Below are 16,014 nucleotides of genomic sequence, written 5' to 3' on the forward strand. Positions count from 1 at the left end.
CCTGGCGTTGGGAAGGGTTGTTAGCGGCCCGCGGTTAACGCCATATACCGGTACGATGCGCGGAATCCCCGCGACTTATCGCGCATCGAGCACGATCAGCGCGACACCTTGCCTCGACAGATCGAAGGTCGCGGTCGCTCCGCCCTGCCCCGCCAACAAGGTCAGCGGCTGCGGCACCATCGCCGATGCCTTTTGCAACAGCAGATATTGCGCGTCGTCGGGCGCGATCGGCGATCCCATCTTCTTCCATGCGGCGAAGGCATTGGCGTTGTCACGATCGACCCGCCACATCGTCGCGCGCCCGCCGCCACGCACCCCGCGTACCGCCAGCGTCACCGCCGCATCCGGGCCTGCGACGTCATCGTCATGATAATGCCAGACCAGCACCGCCACCTTCCCGTCGGCGGTGCGCGTCGCGATCGTCCCCACGTCCGCCGCGCCACGCACCCCCTCGGCGATCACCTTGTCGAGCGGGACCTGCGCATCGCTCGTCGCCGCCAACCGTTCGTTGCCCAGCTTCGCAAACAGACGAAAGACATTGAGCACCGGCAGGTCGATGCCGTTGCTGGCGAGCTGGCGATAGCCCGCGAACCACGGTTGATCCTCAAACTCGAACGCCCAGGTCAGCACGCCGTCGAGGTTCACCTTGCGCCGCGCCGCCAGCTCCCAGATCCGCGCGAAGCTCGCCGCGGTATAGCTCGAGTACATCGTGCCGTTGCGATAGGCGTTCTCCGGCCCCGGGCACGCCGCGCACCCCTCGGGATCGCTCTCGCCGATCACCACCGGCTTGGTCGCCAGCGCCGGGATCGACAGCGCCTTGGTGAAGCCCCGATCGACCTCGCGCAATTGCGTGGCGATCCCCATGCGGACGTGCCCGTCGACGAACGTTGGACTGCCCTTGGCATGGAAGGCGATGAAGTCGGTCGGCGTCCCCACCTGCCCGGTCGCGTAATTGCGCCCGCTGCTGACGTGCTTCAGGAATCCGTCCATGAACGCGCCGCCCGCGCCCGCGCTGTCCGGCCCGCCGACCCGTGCGGTCGGCAGTGCGCGACGGACACCGTCGACCGCATAGTCGTGCAATTTGTAGAAGTCGTCGGGCGATGCGGTCCAATAGTAACCGTTCGCCTCGTTCCAGACTTCGAAATACCAGCGCTCGACCTCGGCGCGGCCGTAGCGCTCGACATTGTGCCGCGTCCATTGGAAGATCAGCTCGCGCCATTTGTCGTAGTCCTTGGGCGGATAGGCCCAGCCCGACATGATGCGCTTGTAATCGAACCCCGGCCGCCAATCGTGGCGGTAGGGCGTGCCCTTCGGCGCGGAGGACAGCGCCTCGGGCATGAACCCCAATTGCAGGTACGGCCGGATGCCTTGCGCTAGATAGGTGTCGATGATCCGGTCGACGTTCGTCCAATTGTAGATCGGCGTGCCGTCTTTCGTCTCGTTATAGATGTCGGTGCTGCCCCATTTGAACGCAGCGGTGCCGTCGCCGGTGTTGAGCAGGTTGTGCGCGCGGAAATATACGTCGTTACGCTTCAGCTTGCCGAGTTCGGCGAGCAACTTCGTGCCATCCTTCATCGTCGCATAGTTCGGCTCGTCCGCGCCGAAGAAGCGCCACACCGGCGGCAGCGTCCCCTCGCTGCGTGCGGCATCGACCGTCACGCGGACCGGCCGCGCCGTCTGTGCGGCCGCGGGCAAAATGGTCGCGGCAAGCAGCAGCGGGGTCAGGAAGCGGGAAAGCCGGCGCATCGGTGATCCTCTCTTGGGTGTCGCGGGCCGCCACCCGCCGGTGCAAACGGGCGCGGCGACCCATGGGTAGAACACCCAACGCCGCTCTGCCACGCTCTTCTCGTGGCGGATCTGCCCCACGCCGACGGTTCGGCCCCATGACCATCTTGCGCCAGATCACCGAAACAATGCTGGCAGGCCGGCCAGTCGTTCGTCAGAACATGCTTCTCTTCCAGGAAGGTATTCCGTGTTTCGACTATTTTCGACGGCGATGATCGTGATGCTGGCCGGATGCGGTTCGCCGCAGGACGCAAAGCAGGCCGCCCCGACATCGGCACCCACCGCCGATCCGGTCAATTATGGCGCATCGACCCCGGCGAAGGTGAAGCCGTTCAAGGCCACCCCCGTTGCGACCTTCGACAGCCCCTGGGCGCTTGCATTCCTGCCCGACCGACGGATGCTGGTGACCGAGAAGCCCGGCCGGTTGTGGCTGGTGACCGGCACCGGGGCCAAGACGCAGGTCGGCGGCGTGCCGACCGTCCACTTCGAGGGTCAGGGCGGGCTGCTCTTCATCGCCGTCTCGCCGACCTTCGCGCAGAACAGCCAAGTCTATCTCACCTATTCCGAACCCGGCGAGGGTGGTGACGGACTCGCGCTGGCCCGCGCCACGCTCGACGCCAGCGGCGCGCAACCCGCGCTCAAGAACCTCGAAGTGATCTGGCGCCAGCTGCCGCGCGGCAAGGGCGGCCAGTTCGGCGGCTACATCGCCTTCTCGCCCGACGGGCGCTACCTGTTCCTGACCTCGGGCGAGCGGCAGCGCTTCACTCCCGCGCAAGACCCGGATCAGGCACTCGGCAAGATCCTGCGGCTGACGCTCGACGGCAAGCCCGCACCCGGCAACCCGGACGCCGGCAAGACCGGCGGCACGACGATCGGCATCATCGACCCGCCCGAGAACACCGGCGCGGCGGCCAAGGCACCGGTTCGCACGGCGACGATGCCGGCGGCGAACCTCACCCCCGCCGAGACGTGGAGCACCGGGCACCGCAACCCCTATGGCCTCGCCTTCGACTCGAAGGGGCAGCTCTGGGAAACCGAGATGGGTCCGCAGGGCGGCGACGAGCTGAACCTGATCGAACCCGGCCGCAATTACGGCTGGCCGCTGGTGTCCTATGGCAAGAACTACGACGACACGCCGATCCCCTCGCACAAGGGGAACACCCGCTTCCAGCAACCCGCGCTCTATTGGGACCCGATCATCGCCCCGGCGGGGCTGACCTTCTACGACGGCACGATGTTCCCGCAGTGGCGCGGCTCGGCGTTCGTCGGCGGGCTTGCCTCGACCGCGCTGATCCGCATCGCTTTCGACGGCAACGTTCCGCGTGAAGCCGAACGCTGGGACATGGGCGCACGCATCCGGGCGGTGATGACGGGCCCGGACGGTGCCTTGTGGCTGCTTGAAGACGGCGATGGCGGACGCCTGCTGCGGCTGACCGCCGATCGCGCCGGCTGAGCGGTTCTCGAGCACGGCAACCGAATCATTAACCTCTGTCAGCTAGCGAGCCCCGAGCTACTCGTTTGAATTGCTCGGGGTTTTTCGTGACATCGTTATTTATTGCCGCTGCTATGGCCTCGACCTCGCTGTCGTCGGCCACCGTTTCCGACGCGTCCGTTGATACCGCAGCGCTCAAAGTGAATGCCGACGACACCGTCACCACCGGCGTCGCCAAGGGTCGCGACCGGCTGGACAGCGCCACCTCGACCAGCAACCTCAAGGAAGCCGATCTCGCCAAGTTGGCGCCGCGTTCGATCGGCGACCTGCTGCGCGACATCCCCGGCATCCGCTCCGAAGCCGCGACCGGCGAGGCGCTCGCCAGCGTCTCGATCCGCGGGCTGCCGCTCGCCTCGTCGGGGATCAAGTTCGTCCAGTTGCAGGAAGACGGGTTGCCGGTGCTTGAATTCGGCGACATCCAGGGCCTCGGCCCCGACAGCCTGATCCGCGCCGACCTCAACCTGTCGCAGGTCGAGGTGATCCGTGGCGGTTCGGCGTCGACCTTCGCCTCCAACTCGCCCGGCGGGCTCATCAACTTCATCTCGAAGACCGGCGAGACCGAGGGCGGTGCGATCGCGCTGACCGGCGGGCTCGACTATGACCAGTATCGCGCCGACTTTGACATGGGCGGCAAGCTCGGCGAGACCGCGCGCTTCCACATCGGCGGCTTCTTCTGGCAGGGCGAGGGTCCGCGCCGCACCGGTTACGACGCGCAGCGCGGCGGGCAGGTGAAGCTCAACGTCACCAAGACCTTCACCGGCGGCTATGTCCGCCTGTACGGCAAGTACCTCGACGATCGCTCGCCCTTCTACGACACCGTCCCGGTGCAGGCAACCGGCGACAATGCGTCGCCGAAGGTCCGCGAGATCGCCAATTTCGACGCCAACCGCGACATGCTGCTGTCGCGCTACATTCGCAGCAACCTCGTGCTCGACGGCAACAACAATCCCGTCGTCCACGATCTCGCCGAGGGGGTCACCACCAAGGTGAAGTCGGTCGGGCTCGAGAGCCAGATCGATCTGGCGGGCTGGACCGTGACCGAGCGGTTCCGCTTCTCCGACGTATCCGGCGCGTTCGTCACGCCGTTCACTTCGGCCTATCTGCCTGCGACGCAGGGCGCGGCGCTGCTCGGCGGCGCGGGTGCGCGGCTGTCCTGGGCCAACGGGCCGCTCGCCGGTCAGGCGATCACCGATCCGGCCAGCCTCAACGGCAACGGCCTGCTCGCCGCACTCAACATCCTCGACCTGCGCATCAAGTCGATGGACAATGTCACCAACGACATCCGCGCCAGCCGCGTCTGGTCGATCGGTGACGGCGACCTGACCACCACCGCCGGCTTCTATGCCGCGCGCCAGTCGATCGCGCGCGACGCGCTCTGGTCGACGCTGATCTCCGACGTGCGCGGCGACGGGCGCGCCGCGCTGGTCGACGTGGCGACCGCGGGCGGTCGCGCGCTGACGCAGAACGGCGTCTATGCCTATAATCTCGCGCTGGCCGGCGGCACGCGCCGTCGGAGCGTCGATCTCGATTATGCGGTCAACGCGCCCTTCGCCTCCGCCAATTACCACATCGGCCGTGTCGCGATCGGCGCCAGCATCCGTTACGATTTCGGCACCGCGCGCGGGCAGCTGTTCGGCTCGGATCTCGGTGGCGGGCGTGTCGGCACCGTCACGCGTGATATCGACGGCAATGGCGTGATCTCCTCGCCGGAGACGCGCGTCGGCGTCACACCGCTGACCACCCCGGCGCCGCTCGACTACAGCTACCATTATCTGTCCTATTCGAGCGGGATCAACTTCCGCATCGCCGAGCCGCTGGCGGTGTTCGCGCGCTACAGTCGCGGCGCGCGCGCCAACGCCGATCGCATCCTGTTCAGCCCGATCGTCAACACCGCCGACGGCAGCCTCGCCACGAAGAGCGCCGCGTTCGATCCGGTCAAGCAGGCCGAGGTCGGCGTGAAATACCGTCAGGCCGGGCTGACGCTCAACCTGACCGGCTTCTGGGCGAAGGCGCAGGACACCAACGTCGACGTCGTCACCAGCCAGATCATCCAGCGTGAGTATCGAGCCACTGGTCTGGAGTTCGAGGGCGGCGTGCGTCGCGGGCCGTTCGCGCTCACCGCGGGGGCGACCTATACCGATGCCGAGATCACCCGCGACGCGGTCAACCCGGCGGTGATCGGCAACACGCCGCGCCATCAGGCAAAGCTGATCTTCCAGGCGACGCCGCAGATCAGCACCGATCGCTTCAGCATCGGTGCGGTGTTCATCGGCACCACCGGCAGCTATTCGCAGGACACCAACATCCTGAAGACGCCGGGCTTCGTCACCACCAACGCCTTCGCGCAGTGGCGCGTGGCGGAGCGGCTGATGCTCGGCGTCAACGCGAACAACCTGTTCGACACGCTGGCGATCACCACCTTCGACGAGGCCGCGATCCCGGCCTCAGGCATCCTGCGTGCGCGTCCGCTCAATGGTCGCACGGTGTCGGCAACGATCCGCTTCGACTTCTAAGCGCTATCGCCGCGACCGCTCTCGGGCGGTCGCGGCACGCGCAAGTAAGAGTATGCCGCGCCCGCTGGCATCATCACCGAAAGGTTGAGCCGCGCCGGGCCGCGACAGCTATGCCAGGCTGTTGCCGTATCCGATGACGATGGTGGCACCGACCAGCAGTGCGATACCGGCCCAGACAGTGGCTCTCACCGCGCGCGGGGTGCCGCGCCATTCGCGGAATGCAAAGCCCCAGAGCGTGCCGAAGATGATGATCGACGCCATGTGCAGCGTCCAGGACGAGAAGCCGAGCCGACCCATCTGGCTTTCGCCCATCGTGTAGAAGAAGAACTGGAAATACCACAACGTCCCGCCCAGCCCGGCCAGCAGGTAGTTGCGCGCGAGCGGCGGTCGGGCAGAGGCCGCCGCCTCGACACGGCCAAGCCATTGCCCGCCCGAACGGTTTCGCAGGATCAACGCCGCGCACCAGAGCGCATTCGTGACCAGCCCGCCGAACATGACAAGGCACAGCACCGGCAGGCCCGTCCACAGCGGGCCGGTTCCCGCCGCAGCGGACAGCGCCTTGACCGGCTCGCCCGCGGCCAGACCGAAGGCGAAGCACGACGACATGACGCCCGAGAAGATCGCGACGCCAATGCCCTTGCGGAAATCGAATTCCGCCACCGCATCCGCCTGATCCGCGCCACCAAGCGCCGCATTCTTGCGCGCACCGGCCGCTGCGACCACGACGATGCCGGCCAGCGTGACCACCAGCCCCAGCAGAATGACCCGCCCGCTGGACGTATCGAGCAGCTTTTCAGCGAAATCACCCTGCACGATCGGCGGGATCAGCGTGCCGAACACGGTGCACAGCCCCAATACCACCGCCATCCCGAGCGACAGTCCGAGATAACGCATCGTCAGCCCGTAAGTCAGCCCGCCGAAGCCCCAGAGCGCCCCGAACAGGATGCACAAGCCGGCGGTGTGCGCGGGCACCTGCGCGAGCACGCCGATCAGATCGTGCGTCATCACCGCAGCGAACAGCCATGGCGCGACCAGCCACGAGAACAGCCCGCCGGTCAGCCACAACACCTCCCAATTCCACCCGCGCACCCCGCGATACGGGACGTAGAAGCTGGCCGAGGACAGCCCGCCCAGCCAGTGGTAGAAGACGCCGATCAAGGGATTGGGCATCGGAGTCCTCCGTGTTCAGGAAACGATGTCGAGCCGCGAACCGAGCCCGAGGCGATAGAGACGATCGGCATTGCCACCCCACATCGCGCGCCGCTCGTCGAGAGAGAAGGACGCGGTGGCGTCAGCCAACACGTTCAGGCAGCGATCGAACGGTGCGAACAAGGTGTCGGTGGGAGTGTCGCTCGCAATCAGGCAGCGCGCCGCACCGAAAAGGTCGATCGCCTCCGCCAGCAGCGGGCGCACCTGCGTGTCGGTCCAATGGCGATCGACGAAGCCAAGTCCCGACAGCTTGATCGCGACGTTCGGCAGAGCGGCGAGCAGCCGCAAGCCGGCGCGCCACTGCCCCAGCCCGTCCGGGTCGGACAGCACCGGCATTCCGAGATGATTGAGGACAACCGTCACATCGGCGTGGCGCGCGATCAGCGTGGCGAGCCCGTCCATCTGCGCTGGATAGCATTGCAGGTCGAACGACAGCCTATGCCGCGCCAATTGCGCGAAGCCTGCCTGCCAGGCGGGCGATTGCGTCAGGTCATGCGGCTGATAGCTGCGCCGGGCATCGGGGTGCCAGTTGACGATCTGCCGGATGCCACGCACGCGCGGATGCGCGGCCTGCGCCTCCAGCAACCGCTCGACCTGCGGATCCTGGAGCGGTGCGAAGGCGACGATCGCGGAGGGGAGTCCGTCCGCCGCGGCGATCGTCTCCAGCCAGCGGGTTTCGTCGAGCGCCTGCGCGGGATCGGCGCCGGCATCGATATGGACCGCGCCTACCATGTTCCACGGCGCCGCCTGCGCCCGGTAATCGGCGACCGTGAAGGTCCGCGCGATCGCCGCGACGCTGCCATTCGGCCCGTCGTCGGCGAACGGCGGCGTCAACCAGGGATAGCGGAGCCGATCGAGGTCCCAGAGATGGATATGCGCATCGACGAACGGAAGACGCGCCGCGGCAACACCGCCGCGCGGCGCGTCCTCCGTCGGATGCGCATCGTCGCGCATCAGTAGGTCGTTCGCCCGCCGGAGGTGTCGAACGTGGCGGCCGTGGTGAAGCTGCATTCCGCCGACGCCATGAAGCACACCATCGCCGCCGATTCCTCGACCTCGCCGAGCCGCCCCATCGGGATCTTGCCCTTCATGTAATCGACCTGACTCTGCGGCAGTTGCGCGAGGATCGGGCTCTCGAAGGTCGCAGGCGTCAGCGCGTTGACGATGATCCCCTTCTCCGCAACTTCCTTGCCCAGCGACTTGGTGAAGCCCAGCACCCCCGCCTTCGACGCCGAATAGGCGGAGGCGAACGGATTGCCCTCCTTGCCGGCCACCGACGAGACGTTGACGATCCGGCCATAGCCGTTCGCGAGCATGTACGGCACGATCGCGCGACAGCAGTAGAACAGGCCGTTCAGGTTGACCTCGATCACACGCTGCCAGCTATCGAGCGGATAGGATTCGACCGGCGCGGTCGCGCCGGTAATCCCCGCCGAACAGATGAGAACGTCCACCTTACCCAGCAGTACGGCGCTTTCCTGCGCCGCGGCGGCGACGGCGGCGGCGTCCGTGACGTCGATCGCGCAGGTGCCGGTCGCGCCGATCGCCGCGGACGCTTCCTCCAAGGCATCTTCGTCGCGATCCCACAGGCAGACGCGCCCGCCCTCGCGCACGATCCGTTCCGCGGTGGCGCGCCCCAGCCCGGAGGCGCCGCCCGTCACGATCGCAGTCCGACCATCGAACCGCCCGCTGAATCCGCTCATCCGAGCCTCGCCCGGTCGAAGGCGACGACCTGCTGGCGCTGCGTGCCCAGCTTGTCGATCGCCAGTTCCATGACGTCGCCCGGCTTCAGGAAGATTTTATGGGGCTTCCTGCCCTCGCCCACCCCCGGCGGCGTGCCGGTGATCAGAAGGTCGCCGGGCAGCAGGGTGACGAAGTGGCTGACATAGGCGATCAGCTCGGCGACGCCGAAGATCATCGTGCGCGTATTGCCGGTCTGCATCCGCACGCCGTTCACGTCGAGCCGCATGTCGAGCGCCTGCGGATCGCCGATCTCGTCAGGCGTCACCAGCCATGGCCCGACCGGACAGAAGGTGTCGTGCCCCTTCCCCTTCGACCATTGGGTGCCGCGCTCCTTCTGGTTGAAGCGTTCCGACACGTCATTGGCGAGCACATAGCCTGCGACATGATCGAGCGCGTCGGCCTCCGCGACATAGCGGCACGTCCGCCCGATCACCACGCCAAGCTCGACCTCCCAGTCGCCATGGGTCGCGCCCTCGGGCAGCATCACGTCGTCGTTCGGGCCGGACAGGCTGGTGACCGCCTTCATGAACATCATCGGCTCGGTCGGGATCGGCAGGTTCGATTCGATCGCATGGTCGCGATAGTTGAGCCCGATCGCGACGATCTTGCCGACGCCCGCCACCGGCACGCCATGGCGCACGTCCTCGGGCGCGAGCGGCAGTGTCTCGGGATCGAGCGTCGCAAGCTGCGCCAGCCGGTCGACGGTCAGGTCGGGCACCTGCGCGGACAGGTCGCGCACGCGCCCCTGCGCATCGATCACGCCGGGCTGTTCGGCGCCCTTCGCACCGAAACGACAGAATTTCATCGGCAGGTCCTTAATGGGTATAGGGACGGTGAAGCGGAACGTCCGGATTGAGATCGACGCCGAAGCCGGGTCGATCGAGCGCCGACGCGCGGATGCGGCCGTTCACCGGCACCGGTTCGCCCAGCAATTGCGGCGCGAACATCGGCACCACTTCGGTTGGCCCGGGGTGCATCATCAGAAATTCGGCGCACGGCGAGTTGTGGCGCGTCACCACGAAATGATAGCTGTAGACCGACGAGCCGTGCGGGATCACCATCGCACCGCGCGCATCGGCGTAGTTCGCGATCTTAAGGAGTTCGGTGACGCCGCCACACCAGCCGACATCGGGCTGGATGATATCGCAGCATTCCATGTCGAGCAGCATCCGAAAGCCCCAGCGCGTCGCCTCATGCTCGCCGGTCGTCACGAGCAGGCCGCGCGGTGCGTTCTTCTTGAGCTGCGCATAGCCCCAGTAATCGTCGGGGCTCAACGCCTCCTCGATCCATTTGAGCCCGCATTCGTCCCACGCGCGCTGCGCCAGCCGCGTGGCATAGTCGATGTCGAGGCTCATCCAGCAATCGTACATCAGCCAGAAATCGTCGCCGCATTTGCCGCGCATGTCGGCGAGCAGCGCGATATTCTTCTCCAGCCCCTCCAACCCTTCGGCAGGTCCATGGTGGAGCGGCAGCTTGCCGCCGATGAAGCCAAGCTCGCGCGCGATGTCCGGCCGCGCGCCCGTCGCGTAGAACTGCAGTTCGTCGCGCACCGCGCCGCCGAGCAAATGGCACACCGGCTCGCCGCGCAGCTTGCCCAGCAGATCCCACAGCGCCAGGTCGACGCCGGAAATCGCGTTGATGACCAGCCCCTTGCGTCCGTAATATTGCGTCGAGAAGTACATCTGGTCCCAGATCTTCTCGACTTCGACCGGATCGCGCCCTTCGAGGAAGCGCGAAAGATGCTTCTCGACGATATAGCAGGCCGGCTCGCCACCGGTGGTCACCGCGAAGCCGACCGTGCCGTCCTCCGCCTCGATCTCCACCACCAAAGTGCCGAGCACGTTGATCCCGAACGAGCGGCGCGACTGACGATAGTCGGGATAGCGGCTCATCGGGGTCGCAATATGATCGTCGATCCAGTGCGCGCCCTGCTGGTCGTGATAATCCGCCCCGCCACCCGTCGCGGTGAAGGCGCGGACGTGCTTGATCTTCGACAATCCCACCGCGCACTCTCTCCCGGCTTGCACAATACCGAACCCACACGAAGCGGCCGCATTGTCTTGCCATATATTGAGTACAGAGATTACAAAATGGTATTTGTCGCGTCAACCGACGACCGACCGAGCGGCTGCCGCTGACGTCACCGCATCGTCAGGCAGCCCTCTTCCGCTGAGAGGAGGGCCTCATCGGAGACCTCACTTTTTCGCGCGCTTGCCACTCTTCTGCCGATGGCCGATCGCGGCGCTGATCTGCTCGGCCGCGGCAAGCACGTCGCGGCTCAACGCGTCCATCCTCGCATCCTCCATGTAATGCGCCGCGCCCGAGACGCTGATCGCGGCAACGATCCGGTCGTGCACGTCGCGGATCGGCGCCGCGACGCAGCGAATGCGATCCTCATTTTCCTCGAGGTCGAAGGCGCGCCCATGCTGCTTGTAGTCGGCCATCCGCTTCTTCCACGCCGTCCACGTCCGACGTGCGTCACCCTGCTCGGCGCCGAGCCGCTCCTCCCAATAGGACGGATCATGATCCAGCATCAGCGCCTTGCCGAGCCCGGTCGAGGTCAGCGGATGACGATCGCCGACCCGGCTGGAGACGACGACGCGCCGCCGCCCCGGCACCTTGTCGAGGTACAGCGCCTGATCTGTGTCGAGCACGCCCAGATGCACCGTGTCCTCGGTCAGCGCCGCCAGCTCCTCCATGATCGGTCGCGCTGCCTGTACGAGATCGACCTGATCGCGCGCCGCCGATCCCAGCGCCAGCAACTTCGGCCCCAGCCTGTAGCCGGCGCGCGGCGTCGCGGCGAGATAGCCACGATCCACCAGCGCGGAGGCGAGCCGGTAGGTCGTGCTCTTGTTCAGCCCGACCCGCTCGGCCAGTTCACCGACCGTCAACTGCTCATCGGCAAGCGCCTCCAGCACGTCGAGCCCCCGCATCAGCGTCTGGCTGCCCGCCCCGACAGCGGTGGTGGGAGTCGGCTCCTCGTCGGATGACGCACGTCGATTGGACATCGAAACCTTCTCTATCGGGAGTGCCGGAACACTGAAACTGGCAGGACGTGACTGATCATCGAACGTGGAGCAATAGCCAATCGCAGACTTCCACAGGCGGCTAAGCTACGCAATCTGGGTCAGCGACGACGTCGCCGGAATGGTGCCGGGTTCGTTCGTCGCCTACGCATGTGCAAGACGCCGGGCCGGCCACGGTCAGGCTTGCGGACGAAGGGGAGGCAGTAGGCGATGATGGCGCGTATCGGACGAGTGGCCCTGTCGGTCGCGACGGCGGTAGTCGCCGCGACTGTCACGCCGGCCGGCGCGCAGGTCGCGGCGCCGACCCCGCCGATGGGCTGGAATCCCTACAACGTCTTCGACCTGAACTACGGTGAAGCCGAGGTGATGGCGCAGGCCGAATTGCTCGTGTCGTCGGGGCTGGCGCGGCTCGGCTACGATCATGTCAACGTCGACGACGGATGGTGGCTGCGCCGCGAGGCGGACACGATCCGCGTGCGCACCACCATCTATCCCTCCGCGGCGCTCCCCGATGGCACCACCAGCCTGCGCCCGTTCGTCGACCGCCTGCACGCGATGGGGCTGAAAGCGGGCATCTATACCGACATCGGCCTGAATACCTGTTCGCAGCGCTGGCGGCCGCGCACGCCCAATTTGCCCGAAGGCACGGTGCAACAGCGCGAGGTCGGCACCTTTGGTCATCATGCGCAGGATGCCGCCCTGCTGTTCGCCAAATGGGGCTTCGACTTCATCAAGGTCGATGCGTGCGGCGTGGCGGATTATGGCCCGGACGTCGCGGAGGTGAAGGACGGCACGTTCCGCGCCTTCACGCCGCTGATCGTGCGCGAACAGCCCGCGCGCTCGAACGCGGCCGAGCTGGCACGGCAATATGCCGACTTTGCCCGCGAGGTGCGCCGCGCCGCGTCGGGGCGCACGCCGCTGATCTCGATCTGCGCCTGGGGGCAGGCCGACGTCAACGACTGGGCGCGGCAATATGGGCAGATGTCGCGCACCAGCTTCGACATCTCGCCGAATTGGGACACGATGCTCTTCAACTTCGACAGCGCCGCCTCGCGTGCGTTGTTCGCGGGGCCCGGGCATTGGAACGACCCGGACATGCTGGAGGTCGGCAATGGCGCGTTCGACGGCAAGCACCTGACGGCAGCGCGCGCGCACATGAGCCTTTGGGCGGTGCTCGCCGCGCCACTGATCCTCGGGAACGATCTGCGTCGCATGACCCCGGAGATCGCGGCGATCGTCGGCAACCGCGCGGTGATCGCGGTCGATCAGGATCCGGCCGGCAACCAAGGCGTGGTCCTTTCGCGAACCGGCGACGGCCAGATCGTCGCCAAGGCGCTGTCGGTGCCGGGGCGCAAGGCGGTGGCGCTCATCAACCGCGGCAAGGCGCCGCTGAAGCTCACGGTCGATCTCGCCGATCTCGGACTTTCACCCGACGCGCCGACCCGGCTGCGCGACCTGTGGACCGACAAGACCTCGACGACGACGAACGGCCGGATCAGCGTCGCGCTCCCACCGCAGGAAACCGCGTTGCTGCAGGTCGATGGGCGGCCGATGAGCGAGGACGTCGATCTGCCCGCCGATCTGCCGGCGCGATTCGACGTGGCGGACGAAGGCTATAAGGCACCGGATCGCACCCCCGCGCGCCAGTGGGTGCTCGCGCAGATCGGGTTCCGTCCGTATGGCGCGCCGCTGTTGCTGGACGGCAAGCACGACCACGCCGGACTCGGCGTTGCGGCCGGATCGCGGGTCCGCATCGACCTTGGCGCACAATATGATCGCGTTTCGCTCGATCCGCGGACGCTGGGCGCGACCACCGGCCGCTACCTCATCCGGGCGGACGGGCGGACGCTGGCGGAGGGCATTGCCTCACAAAAAGGGCATCCGTTGCTCCTGCATGTCCGCGGCGTCCGGCAGCTGGAGCTGGTCGCACCGGCAGCCGCGAACGGGCTCAACGAATTCGGCTGGCATCACGTGAGCCTGCATCGCCGATCAAATCCTTGATTCATCGGCAGACGCGCCTGCCGTCTCAGGCCGGTCCGCGACCTGCCTGACCCCATCGGGTCGCGGTGTCGGAGAGGATCAGCCGTAGCTCTCCGCCGGCGGTGATGTCGCGCTGCCTGATGAAAGGCGTATCGAGGCGGCGACCGTTCAAGGTGGCGGACGCGATGTAGATGCGCCCCGGCCGCCAATTGTCGGCGACGATCGTAAAGCGTTTGCCATTGGCCGCCACAATCGTGCCGCGCGGCTGGTGCGGGGCGTGTAGGTAATACAGGTCGGTCGTCAGCTTCGGAAACAAGCCGAGCCGGTTGAAGACATAGTGCGAGCTCATCGCGCCATTGTCCTCGTCACCCGGATAGGCGTCGGCGGTGAAGCGGCGTAAGATGCGATCCGCCCAATAGCTGGAAAGATCGGGGCGGCCGACCTCGCTGAACAGCCAGGGGGTCGCGAAACTCGGTTCGTTGGTGATGTCGATCAACCCGGCGTCGAGCGCGTGGCGGAGCCGCTGGGTGAACAGCGCGCGGCCGCCCATCGCATCGATCATGCCCGGCACGTCGTGGAGCATCGCATAGGAATAGACCCATGCCGTGCCCTCGTAAAAGCCGACATTCTCGTACTTTTTCCCGTCCCAGCCGATTTTCGGATCGAGCGGCTGGAAGCGGCCGTCGGGGTAGCGCGGGATGATGAAGCCGCGGTAGCCGTCGCTCGTCGCCTCCGGGTTCCAGACGTTGCGCCAGCCAAGCGCGCGCTGACGCAGCATCGCCGCCTTGCCGCTGTCGCCGATCGCGTCGGCCAAACGCGCGGCATAATAATCGTTTAGCGCGAAGGCGGGCGTCGACGAGCCCGAGCGGGCGCGCTGGTTGTCGGGCTCGGGGCTGCGATCGCCGACCGCGAACCAGCCTTGCTCGCGATAGCCGGAACTGCGCTCTTTCAAGGCGTTATGCAGGGCGACGGGAGCGGCGCTGCGCCAGTCGATGCCGGGCACGCCGCGGATCAGCGCCTCGCCGAGCACATTGTCGACCTCGTCCCCGCCCTGCCCGACATGGTAATTTCGCCCTGTAATGAAGGCGGTATGCGCCGCGCCGAAGCGGCGGTAGGTGCGCACGATCGAGGCGACATTGTCGCGGTACACGCCCGGACGCAGCAGCGACATCAGCGGGAAACCGGTGCGGTACGTGTCCCACAGCGTGTAATAATCGTCCCAATAAGGGGTCTTACGGTCAGCGAGCGGTTGATCGCGGGTGCGGTCGCGGGGTTGCACGGCGCTGTGGTAGAGCGCGGTGTAGAAGCGGCGCTTGTCGGCATCGCCGACGCCGTCGATCGTGGCGCGCGACAATTCGCGGTTCCACGCCGCCTGCGTACCGCGACGGACGGCCTCGAAGTCCCAGCCGGGAATGTCTTCGTCGAGCAATTCGGCGGCACGGGATGCACTGCTGAACGAAACCGCGATCTTCAGTTGCACGGGGGATGCGGTTTTGGTGTCGAATTGCCACCATCCGGCCAGTTGCGTGTCGCCCGGTGCACTCGCCTGCGTCGCACCGTTGCGATCGGTGTCGCCGACGTGCACGCCCCAGCGCGTCGGCTTGCGATCCAGTTGCGCGGCGAACCAGATATCGACCTCGGCCGGGTTCCAGTAATGGCGCGTCCGCACCCGCCCGACGATCCGGCCGCGCGCCGGGTCGATCGTCACGTCCGACCCGGCGCTAGCCAGCTCGCCGCGGATCTTGCGGGTGATGTCGAAGACCATCGTCGCCGGCTGACCGGCGGGATAGGTGAAGCGGTAGATCGCGGCGTAGGGCGCGGGCGTCACCTCGGCGCGGATGCCGTAGCGGGTCAGCGTCACCGCATAAGCGTCCGCCGCGACCCGCTCGTCGGCCTTGGGCGACAGGTGGCGCGCCTCGTCGAAGATCGGTGCACCGGTCTGCGGCGAGATCAGGAAGGTGCCGTAAGTGGTGCGCCCGCCCGAGCCCTGCGTATGGAGTTGCGCGAAGCCGCTGAGCGGTGCGTCACGATCATAACCGGCGTTGCTGCCGACGAGCGTCTGCGGGCTGGGATGGATCGAGCCGGCGGGGCGCGTCGGGCCGGGGACCGTGTCGCCCTGATCGTCATTGCCGTTGCCGACGCGCGGGTCGACGTAGCGGAACAGCCCCGGCGCATCGCCCGATATCGCCATCGACGAGGTCGCCGCGAGCAGGAGGCCGAGGGCGACGCCGGTGCTGGTCTTCATGCGCGTTCCTTGTCTCGCCGG

Annotated in this window: 11 protein-coding genes; 3 read left to right on the top strand and 8 right to left on the bottom strand. The window is 66.9% G+C overall.

Going from position 1 to position 16,014, the window contains the following annotated elements; genetic code table 11:
- Positions 1-75: 75 nt before the first annotated feature.
- Positions 76-1,746 carry a GH39 family glycosyl hydrolase gene (locus tag PGN16_RS09300; RefSeq protein ID WP_335309130.1) on the bottom strand — a complete coding sequence of 557 codons (1,671 nt, stop codon included), beginning with the start codon at positions 1,744-1,746 and terminating at the stop codon, positions 76-78.
- 250 nt (positions 1,747-1,996) lie between these two features.
- Here PGN16_RS09300 and PGN16_RS09305 point away from each other — a divergent pair, with 250 nt between their 5' ends.
- Both PGN16_RS09305 and PGN16_RS09310 read left to right on the top strand, forming a co-directional pair.
- Complete coding sequence (locus PGN16_RS09305; RefSeq protein ID WP_335309131.1) at positions 1,997-3,238, top strand: PQQ-dependent sugar dehydrogenase; 1,242 nt, start codon at positions 1,997-1,999, stop codon at positions 3,236-3,238.
- Between the two features lie 113 nt (positions 3,239-3,351).
- On the top strand, positions 3,352-5,790 hold the full coding sequence (locus PGN16_RS09310) for a TonB-dependent receptor domain-containing protein (RefSeq protein ID WP_335309132.1): 2,439 nt from the start codon (positions 3,352-3,354) through the stop codon (positions 5,788-5,790).
- Positions 5,791-5,898: 108 nt separating this feature from the next.
- On the opposite strand, the gene rhaT is transcribed toward PGN16_RS09310, so the two are convergent.
- From rhaT to PGN16_RS09340, 6 genes are all read right to left on the bottom strand, one after another.
- Positions 5,899-6,960, bottom strand: a complete 1,062-nt coding sequence (rhaT, locus tag PGN16_RS09315; protein ID WP_335309133.1) for an L-rhamnose/proton symporter RhaT — start codon at positions 6,958-6,960, stop codon at positions 5,899-5,901.
- A 15-nt stretch (positions 6,961-6,975) separates the two neighbouring features.
- Complete coding sequence (locus PGN16_RS09320) at positions 6,976-7,953, bottom strand: amidohydrolase family protein (RefSeq protein ID WP_335309134.1); 978 nt, start codon at positions 7,951-7,953, stop codon at positions 6,976-6,978.
- Complete coding sequence (locus PGN16_RS09325) at positions 7,953-8,702, bottom strand: SDR family NAD(P)-dependent oxidoreductase (protein WP_335309135.1); 750 nt, start codon at positions 8,700-8,702, stop codon at positions 7,953-7,955. The genes PGN16_RS09320 and PGN16_RS09325 overlap by 1 nt, the downstream gene beginning before the upstream one ends.
- Positions 8,699-9,547 carry a fumarylacetoacetate hydrolase family protein gene (locus PGN16_RS09330; protein ID WP_335309136.1) on the bottom strand — a complete coding sequence of 283 codons (849 nt, stop codon included), beginning with the start codon at positions 9,545-9,547 and terminating at the stop codon, positions 8,699-8,701. The genes PGN16_RS09325 and PGN16_RS09330 overlap by 4 nt, the downstream gene beginning before the upstream one ends.
- 10 nt (positions 9,548-9,557) lie before the next feature.
- A complete protein-coding gene (rhmD, locus tag PGN16_RS09335) occupies positions 9,558-10,745 on the bottom strand; it encodes an L-rhamnonate dehydratase (protein WP_335309137.1) in 1,188 nt (395 codons plus the stop codon).
- A 192-nt stretch (positions 10,746-10,937) separates the two neighbouring features.
- On the bottom strand, positions 10,938-11,750 hold the full coding sequence (locus PGN16_RS09340) for an IclR family transcriptional regulator (RefSeq protein ID WP_335309138.1): 813 nt from the start codon (positions 11,748-11,750) through the stop codon (positions 10,938-10,940).
- A gap of 231 nt (positions 11,751-11,981) precedes the next feature.
- Here PGN16_RS09340 and PGN16_RS09345 point away from each other — a divergent pair, with 231 nt between their 5' ends.
- Entirely contained in the window at positions 11,982-13,769 is a 1,788-nt protein-coding gene (locus tag PGN16_RS09345; protein ID WP_335309139.1) for an NPCBM/NEW2 domain-containing protein, read from the top strand.
- 25 nt (positions 13,770-13,794) lie between these two features.
- Here the strand turns inward: PGN16_RS09345 and PGN16_RS09350 are convergent, their stop codons facing one another.
- Positions 13,795-15,993 carry a GH92 family glycosyl hydrolase gene (locus tag PGN16_RS09350; RefSeq protein WP_335309140.1) on the bottom strand — a complete coding sequence of 733 codons (2,199 nt, stop codon included), beginning with the start codon at positions 15,991-15,993 and terminating at the stop codon, positions 13,795-13,797.
- Between the last annotated feature and the right edge of the window lie 21 nt (positions 15,994-16,014).

Origin of the sequence: Sphingomonas phyllosphaerae (assembly GCF_036946485.1) — a bacterium.
Lineage (GTDB): Bacteria > Pseudomonadota > Alphaproteobacteria > Sphingomonadales > Sphingomonadaceae > Sphingomonas > Sphingomonas phyllosphaerae_E.